The organism is Novosphingobium sp. GV079 (assembly GCF_003058045.1).
Lineage (GTDB): Bacteria > Pseudomonadota > Alphaproteobacteria > Sphingomonadales > Sphingomonadaceae > Novosphingobium > Novosphingobium capsulatum.
Genome location: NZ_QBUE01000037.1, coordinates 1 through 8,130, shown reverse-complemented (window position 1 = coordinate 8,130; position 8,130 = coordinate 1). Strand labels below are relative to the sequence as shown.

The 8,130-nt window shown below is 66.0% G+C and carries 7 protein-coding genes; 4 read left to right on the top strand and 3 right to left on the bottom strand.

All coding sequences use genetic code 11. The annotated features are described in order from the left end of the window. Window positions 1–213: 213 nt before the first annotated feature. The 3 genes from C8K14_RS21895 to C8K14_RS22775 all read right to left on the bottom strand — a co-directional run bounded on the left by C8K14_RS21895 (window position 214) and on the right by C8K14_RS22775 (window position 4,125). Window positions 214–1,275 (bottom strand): glycosyltransferase family A protein, encoded by a 1,062-nt coding sequence (locus tag C8K14_RS21895; protein ID WP_107719242.1) that lies wholly within the window; start codon window positions 1,273–1,275, stop codon window positions 214–216. Beyond that, window positions 1,272–3,815 carry a DegT/DnrJ/EryC1/StrS family aminotransferase gene (locus tag C8K14_RS21890; protein ID WP_107719241.1) on the bottom strand — a complete coding sequence of 848 codons (2,544 nt, stop codon included), beginning with the start codon at window positions 3,813–3,815 and terminating at the stop codon, window positions 1,272–1,274. The genes C8K14_RS21895 and C8K14_RS21890 overlap by 4 nt, the downstream gene beginning before the upstream one ends. 151 nt (window positions 3,816–3,966) lie before the next feature. Next, window positions 3,967–4,125: a hypothetical protein gene (locus tag C8K14_RS22775; RefSeq protein ID WP_158272002.1), complete on the bottom strand. Its 159-nt coding sequence runs from the start codon at window positions 4,123–4,125 to the stop codon at window positions 3,967–3,969. A gap of 151 nt (window positions 4,126–4,276) precedes the next feature. Here C8K14_RS22775 and C8K14_RS21885 point away from each other — a divergent pair, with 151 nt between their 5' ends. The 4 genes from C8K14_RS21885 to C8K14_RS21870 all read left to right on the top strand — a co-directional run bounded on the left by C8K14_RS21885 (window position 4,277) and on the right by C8K14_RS21870 (window position 8,038). After that, a complete protein-coding gene (locus tag C8K14_RS21885; protein ID WP_028657921.1) occupies window positions 4,277–5,203 on the top strand; it encodes a LysR family transcriptional regulator in 927 nt (308 codons plus the stop codon). Between the two features lie 181 nt (window positions 5,204–5,384). Next, entirely contained in the window at window positions 5,385–6,251 is an 867-nt protein-coding gene (gene modA / locus C8K14_RS21880; RefSeq protein WP_107719239.1) for a molybdate ABC transporter substrate-binding protein, read from the top strand. Further along, on the top strand, window positions 6,248–7,567 hold the full coding sequence (locus C8K14_RS21875; protein ID WP_107719237.1) for an MFS transporter: 1,320 nt from the start codon (window positions 6,248–6,250) through the stop codon (window positions 7,565–7,567). The genes modA and C8K14_RS21875 overlap by 4 nt, the downstream gene beginning before the upstream one ends. A 168-nt stretch (window positions 7,568–7,735) precedes the next feature. Next, window positions 7,736–8,038: an MFS transporter gene (locus C8K14_RS21870; protein WP_369974075.1), complete on the top strand. Its 303-nt coding sequence runs from the start codon at window positions 7,736–7,738 to the stop codon at window positions 8,036–8,038. The last annotated feature ends 92 nt before the right edge of the window (window positions 8,039–8,130 follow it).

Genomic DNA, 8,130 nt, shown 5'->3' with positions numbered 1-8,130 from the left:
GAAACACCCGAAGAACCGGAAAAACCGGCTGAACCGCGTCGGTGAAGCGGCATATATGGACGGGTGGCACAGGCGTCAACGGCCATTTTTCCACATTCCATCCACAGCCACCAAAAACCCAGTATTTCCGGGACTTATTGGCGTTACATTTTTGTGATCAACGCCTTTTCGGCGGTGTTCGCGCGACTCACTGCAGCGGTTTGCGTGACAGAATCAGGCCCTTTTGAGTCGCGATGCCAGCGCGCGGCCCGTTCCGATCAGCAGCGACGTGGCCGAACGCATGCGCGAAGGTGGGTGTTGCGCCAACCCGGCCGGGCACAGCGCCACCACGTCTGCCCGCGACAGCGTGCCCGAACGCACGCAGGCATCGCCCAGCCGCCACCACAGACGGGCGTATTCTGCCAGAATCAAAGCCAGATCGGCCGCATCGGGCCGCCGCGTCGCCATGAAATGCCCATGGACCACCGCGACCAGCCGGCCCACCTCGGCCAGGGTATCGCGACAGAGCACCGGCACGCCGCCGGTGAAATGGTGCAAGACCAGATGCGCCGCCCGTGGCGCATCGGCCCCGAACAAGTCTGTATAAGGCTGCGCCAGAACGGCCGCCGCGCTCTGTTCCATCCGCGCGGTATAGCGCTGCGAGGCACCACCGGGATGGATGCGATAGGTTGCCAATGGCGTGTCGATTCGGGCGAGCGCCCCGAACCGGGCGAGCCGGTGATAGAGATCGAAGTCTTCGGCATAGAGCCGATCGACCTGCTCAAACACGTCAAGCCGGCGGGCGGCTTCGGCCCGGAACATCACCGACGACCAGACCAGCGGATTGCCCAGTTGTAACCGCCAATCGATCAACGCCGGCGAGGTACGAAATGGTGCACGCGGCCCCGAGATCGCGCCAGACTTGAGGATATCGACCGCGGAGGCCACGAGCACGACATGCGGGTTGGCCTCGAGAAACGCGTGCTGCACGGCAAACCGGGCCGAATGACACAAGTCGTCTTGATCCAGCCCGACGATGAACCGGCCACGCGCCGCCGCAAACGCCAGGTTGCGCGCCACTACCGGGCCGCCATTGCGCGGGGCCGCAATCACCCGCACGCGCGGATCCTCCACCTCGCGCAGGCGGGCCAGAGTATCATCGGTGGAACAATCGTCGACCACCACCAGTTCGAAATCGGGCAGGGTCTGGGCCAGGACACTGGCAATCGTGTCCCCGATCAGGGCGCCACCGTTATAGGCGGCCATCACCACGCTGATCAGGGGTGTATCTGTCATGCCACGGCCTGGCGGGGTGCGGCGCTGGTGGCCGGCAGGACCGCATCGACGATCATCTGCCCCACATCATTCTGCCACAGCCACAGCCCATTGGCGTTGCCACGAAAACTCGGCTCTCCGCCCAAAGGACCCCATGGCACGAAGCCGGCGGCAAGGCCGATGCCGAAGGCGCCGGGCACGATCTGCCCGGCGGCATCGCGCAGGCGGCAGTGACGATCGACCATCGGGCCAGGCTGCGGGCCATCGCAGGCGAGCATGATCGGCGCGCCTGCCGCATCGAACAAGGGCAAGGCGCGCGGCCGATAGCCGGTTGCCCCGATCACCACGTCGGCTGCGTCAAGCGCCGCGCGCGCCGCGGCCGGATCGTGCTGGTCCAGTTGCAACAGCGTCAGGCGCGGTTCCGGCGCGCGTCCGCCCACGGCCAGCATGCGCAGCACAAGTTCGCGCGCTTCCAGCCGGAACCCGGCGAGGCGATAGACGAAGCCGCTGACCGGGCAGATGTCCGCCTCGGTAAAATCGGTGAAGCCTTCGGCCAATGCCGCTTCGCGCGAGGGGTAGAACGGCCGCAACGGGCGACGATGCAAAAGAGTGATGCCCCCGGCGCCGAGCGACAGCGCAGGATCGGCCTTGAGCAGCAGGACCGCCGCCGCCAGCGCGCTGGTCGATCCACCAACGATGGCAATGCGCGGGGCGCTGTGCGGATTGCTCCGCGCCGCAAGCCGCTGGCGCAGCGCATCCATTCCGCCCAGCCGCAGGAAGGCGTCGGACAGCACGAGGCGCTTCCCGGCAATGTCGCCCAGCGTGCCCCCGGCCAGTGGCGCCGCGTGCACCGCCTGCGGGCATTGATAGCCGCCGGTGGCCAGCACGATATGGCGCGAGAGCAGGTCACGCGTCTGCCCCGCACCATCCCGCACCGTCGTGCGCCAGCGGCCGTCGCTTTCGCGCTGGGCACGCAGCGCGGCATGCCCGGTCAGCACGCTGGCGCCATGGGCGAGAGCCACATCGCGCAACCGGTCTCCCGTCACTGCGAGCAGGTCTCCCGCCTCGACCAGCGGTGCGCCCAAGGCGCCGATGTGCCCGGCCATGGTCATGCCCGCCGGATGATCGATCAGCGCGGCAAGCTCGGGATGGGCATTGTCCTTGACCGCGCTGAGAAAGGTTTCGGCCGTGCTGTCGGAGCGGATGGCATATTGGCCCAGTTCGCCCCGCCCCAATGCCGGCCCCTGCTCCACCACGGCCAATCCTTCGGCCAGGACACCGAGCCGGTTCTGCTTGCTGGCGGCGGTCAGCATCGCTGTGCCGGCCGGGCCGCCACCGATCAGCGCGGTTTCGAACGTCGCGCATGGCGGCATCGTCTGCTTATCTCCCTTTGGCCGCCCGTCAGCGCCCGGCGTGACCGCCGCGATGGCGGCCACGAGCTGTTCGATCACCGTATCGACATCGGCAAGGCTCATCCCATCGGTGATCGGCAGGGACAGCACGCGCGCGGCAAGGTCATCGCTCACCGGCACAGGTTCGATCAGGGCATGGTCGCGAAACCACGGCTGCATGCCCAGATGCGGGCTGAAATAGTGGCCGGCGCCCACGCCACGCTGGGCCAGGGCAGCGATCAGGGCTGGACGGTGTGCCGCCAGGTGCGCCGGCAGCAGCAATGACCAGAACTGGAACGCCTGCCGCCCCGCCGCCATCGGCGCTTGGGCGGCAAAGCCCGGCCCCAGCCGATCCAGGGCCGCGTGATAGGCATTGGCCAGCGCGGCACGATGGCTGCAGACGGCATCAAGTTCCGCCAGCTTGGCCATGGCGAGAACCCCGCCCACTTCCGACAGCTTGGCATTGAGGCCGGGCAGTTCCGCCGCGCGGGCAGCCCCGAAACCGAAGTTGCTCATCCGCCGCAACGCCGCGATCAGGTCGGTATTGCCACTGTGGATCAGCCCGCCTTCCCCCGTGGCAAAGGTCTTGGTGGCATGCATCGAATAGACCACGGCAAATGGGGCGCCCGCGCCGAAATTTTGGCCCCCGGCATCGCAACTGCCGAGCGAGGCAGCCGCATCGATGACCACGGCCACGCCATGCCGCCGCGCCAGCCAGGCATAGCGATCAAGATCGACGCTACGCCCGAATGCCGCATAAGGCACGATCGCCGCCACGCGAGCGCCATGGCGCGCGAGCAGGCGCTCTTCCGCCTGGGGATCAGAGGCCCAGGTCTGCGGATCGACATCGTGGATCAGCGGCGTCAGGCCGGCCCATTCCACCGCCTGGGCCGTGGCGGCAAAGGTAAAGGCCGGCACCAGTGCCAGAGCGCCAGGGCGAAGACGCGGCCCGGCAGCATGCCGAAGGGCCAGGATCAGGCCGAGCGTGGCATTGCCGACGGCCAGGCAATCCCCCTTCCCGCCAAACAGCTGTGCCACCGCCGCTGCTTCGAACGCCCGCACCGCCGGCCCGCCATTGCTGAAAATGCCACGCTGCTCGATCGCCGCAAGCTCGTCGGCCAGGGCGCTGAAGCGCGGGGGATTGGGGGCAATAAGTGGAATCGAGGGCATCGCAGGGCATCCCTGGCAGCAGGAAACACGCGCCTGTTTGCCTTGCCATCCCTAACATGCCGTTAGCAATGACTTTGATCGCCATGTCCAATGCCGAGACGGATTCATTGCGAAATACTAACGCGTCGCTGCGCCAACTTTGCCATCCGCGCTATTTTCGGGATTTGGTCGATGGCGAATGCAACCGCTGATCGGCTTCTACCAGCCGTGGCAGCACCGCCTTGGCCATCAGATCGTTGCTGGGTGTCGCCCGGTTACAGGCGCCTGCGGTGATCATGGCCACCCGCAACCGATACTTGGCTTCATTCACCACCGCGAACACTCCCGGTCGGCAACGATCTCGACCAGCGCATCCCGCTGGTCTGCATGGACGCCGGCATGATCGGCGACGGGCGCCCGTTCGAGCTAGGCGGCGTGATTTGCCGGTGCAACAACCGGCACGCGCGTGCTAAACGACCAGGGTGAGCCTGTTGAACTGCGAAATACTCGACCTGCGATCGCTGGTCGCTGTTGCCGAGTGCCGCAACTTCGTTCGCGCAGCGCACCAGCTCAATCTGTCGCAGCCCGCGCTCAGCCGCCGGGTGCAAAAGCTGGAAGCGCTGGTGGGAGAGGCGCTGTTCGAGCGCAGCACCCGTAGCGTTCGCCTGACCCCGGCCGGCCAGCAGATCATGCCACTGGTCCGCCGCCTGCTCGACGAAATCGACACCTCGCTCCTTGGCAAGATGGCGCTGGGCGAGCGGCAGGACGGGCGGATCGTGCTGGCCAGCATACCCAGCGCAACGGTTCGCTTTCTGCCAAGCGTGCTCGAGCAGTTCGGGCGGGATTATCGCAATGTGCGGGTAAGGGTGCTGGACCTTTCCGCGACGGAGTGCGCCGAGGCGGTTCGCACCGGCGCGGCCGAATTTGGCCTTGCGCTACCGGTCTCGAGCGACGCCGACCTGGTGTTCGAACCGCTTTACGACGATCACTATGGACTGGTCTGCCGCAAGGATGATCCGCTGGCAGCAATCGACAAGCCGCGCTGGGAAGACCTGGTGGGACTGCGGTTGGTGACGGTCCATACGGGAAGCGGAAACCGCACGACGTTGGACGCGGGCCTGGCACCGCTCAATCTCGATCTGCGGTGGTTCTACGAAGTTACCCGGCTCACCTCGGCCCTGGCGCTGGTCGATGCCGGGCTGGGCGCGTCCATCCTGCCACGGCTGGCGTGCGAAGGGCCAGAGGCGCGCGATCTCGTCTGGAAGCCGCTGCAGGGCGCGACAATCTTCCGCACCATCGGCGTTTTGCGTCGTCCTGCCGTCGCATTGTCTCCTGCCGCGCATCGGCTGCTCGGCCTGCTCTGCGACGCCTGGCGGGAGCGCGGTCGGAACGACACCATTCCCGATTGAAGGCAGCGTGGCGGCTGGGACCAGCCGAAAGCGCATGATTTATGCGCTTAACGCATAAAGAGTGCCGATCGTTGCATTTGATGAAGCGGCCATATTCTGACTTCCTGTTGCTGCCGTGAAGCTGCGGCCCCCTTGTCAACGGTGGCGGCTTTAGCGGGTCGAGCAAGCAGTGAGAGGATATATGAACGCGCCAACTATCGCCCATGCGCGTGCGCGCCAGACCCCGAACAAGCTGCGCCGCATGCTGGGAAGGTTGCTGCTGCCCATGGCGGCGCTGGCCGGATGCAGTGCCAACACGCCTGCCAGCACGCCCGCACCACACGGGCCGCACACGGAACTGCGGGTGTTGACCTCGGGCGGCTTCACCTCCGCCTTCGCGCGTCTGTCGCAGCAGTACGAGCGGGAAACCGGCGTCCACATCGTCATCGCACACGGCCCCTCGATGGGCGAGACCCCGCAAGCGATCCCACACCGCCTGGAACGCCACGAACCTGCTGACGTCGTCATCCTGGCCAGGTCTGCGCTCGACACGCTGACTGCCGACGGTTCCATCATGCCCGGTACGCAAACGGATCTCGTGCTGTCCAAGATCGCCGTCGCGGTAAAGGCTGGCGCGCCCGCCCCCGACATCAGTACGGCCGCAGCAGTCCGCTCGGCGCTGCTCGCCGCCAGGTCCGTGGCATGGTCCGACAGCGCTTCGGGCGTCTATATCCAGACGACGATGCTCGACAAGCTGGGCATCGCCGATCAGGTCCGCCGCAAGGGCCGGATGATCCCCGCAACGCCCGTCGGCCAGATTGTCGCCAGTGGCGAGGCAGAGCTGGGCTTCCAGCAACTGAGCGAGTTGAAGCCGGTCAAGGGTATCCGCATCGTCGGCCTGCTGCCGGCCGACCTGCAAAAGGTCACGACCTTTTCCGCCGGCGTCGTCGCCTATTCGCCCCATCCTGCCGACGCGAAGGCACTCATCGCCTATCTCGCCTCTCCCAAGGCCAGTGCCATCATCCGCGAGAGCGGACTCGAGCCTGCACCGCAGAAGGTTCTGCCATGACCCAAGCTTCCGCCGCAAATCCGCCGCCAGCGACACCGGCAGCGCCACGGGCCAGCACGCGCTCGGCCTTCACGTCGATCTTCATCGTTTCCAGCGGCAACTTCCTGGAAATGTTCGACTTCATGGTGTTCGGCTATTACGCCACCTACATCGCCAAGGCGTTCTTCCCGACCGGCAGCGCATTTGCCTCGCTCATGCTGACGCTGATGACGTTTGGCGCGGGCTTCCTGATGCGTCCCGTCGGCGCGCTGGTCCTGGGCGCCTACATCGACAATCACGGCCGCCGCAAAGGTCTCTTGCTGACACTGGGCCTCATGGCATCGGGCACGCTGGCCATCGCCATCACGCCCACCTATGCGCAGATCGGCCTGGCCGCACCGATCATCATCCTGGTCGGTCGCCTGGTGCAGGGCCTCTCGGCCGGTGTCGAGGTGGGCGGCGTATCGGTCTATCTCAACGAGATTGCGCCACCGCACCGCCGGGGCTTCTTCTGCGCGTGGCAGTCGGCAAGCCAGCAAGCCGCCGTGGTCTTCGCGGCACTGATCGGCCTGCTCGTCTCAAACTCGCTCGATGCCGCAACGATGCAGGCGTGGGGCTGGCGTGTGCCGTTCGTCATCGGCTGCATCATGGTCCCGTTCCTGTTCGTCATCCGTCGTCACATGGAAGAGACCGAGGCGTTCCTCAACCGCAAGGAGCACCCACAGCTCAACCAGATCGTGGGCATCGTCGCTGCGAACTGGGGCCTGGTGCTCAAGGGCACGTTGATGGCGGTGATGACCACCGTGTTCTTCTACATGATCACGGCCTACACGCCGACCTTCGGCAGCAAGGAACTCGCGCTGTCCTCGGGTGAAAGCCTGTTCGTCACCGCGTGTGTCGGGCTTGCCAACTTCACGCTGCTGCCGGTCATGGGGGCGCTGTCCGACAAGGTTGGGCGCAAGCCGCTGCTGATCACGGCCACCGTGCTGGGCGGATTGCTGGCCTACCCGCTGATGAGCTGGCTGGTCGCAGCGCCAAGCTTTGGCAGACTGCTGGCAGTGGAACTGCTGCTGGCGGCCATCTACGCCACCTACAACGGCGCGTTCATCGTCTTCCTGACCGAGATCATACCGGCGCACGTCCGCACCGTGGGCTTCAGCCTGGCCTATAGCCTGGCGACGGCGATCTTCGGTGGCTTCACCCCGGCTATCAGCACCGCATTGATCGGCGCCACCGGTGACAAGGCAATCCCGGGGGCATGGTGCGCCGCGGCCGCCCTGCTCTCGCTGCTCGCGCTTGTGATCGGCGGCAAGCACGCGGCCCGCGCCAAGGACTGACCCCTGCCCTTCTCTTCAACACAGTGCGGGCCGCCTTCTGGAACATGACCCGCACGGTTCTCTCGTCAGGATAAGGGATTGAACGCAAACACGGATAGGGCGATCGAACGGTCCGCGGGGCTGTGGCAGCGCATCGCGGCGCGTCCTCGCACGTTCAGGAGCACGGCGGTGGTCGTCGCTTCGGCCATGTTCATGCAGCAACTGGACAGTACCGTGCTGACCGTGGCGCTGCCCACCATGGCCCGGGATCTGGGCGTGGCGGCGCCAACGCTGAGCCTTGCGCTGACCAGCTATCTGATCGCGCTGGCCCTGTTCATTCCGGCCAGCGGCACACTTGCCGATCGATTCGGATCGCGCATCGTGTTCTGCCTGTCCATTGCCATCTTCCTTGTTGGATCGGTGGCCTGCGCGCTGGCCTTCAACCTGCCATCGCTTGTCGCGGCACGGTTCCTGCAGGGCATCGGCGGGTGAGGTGGTCCCGCCTTCCTGGACAGGTTTGCGGCAAAATTAAGCTCAAACCGGTGTCGTCATGCCGCGAGTTTGGTCATCAGATCATGGGGGGC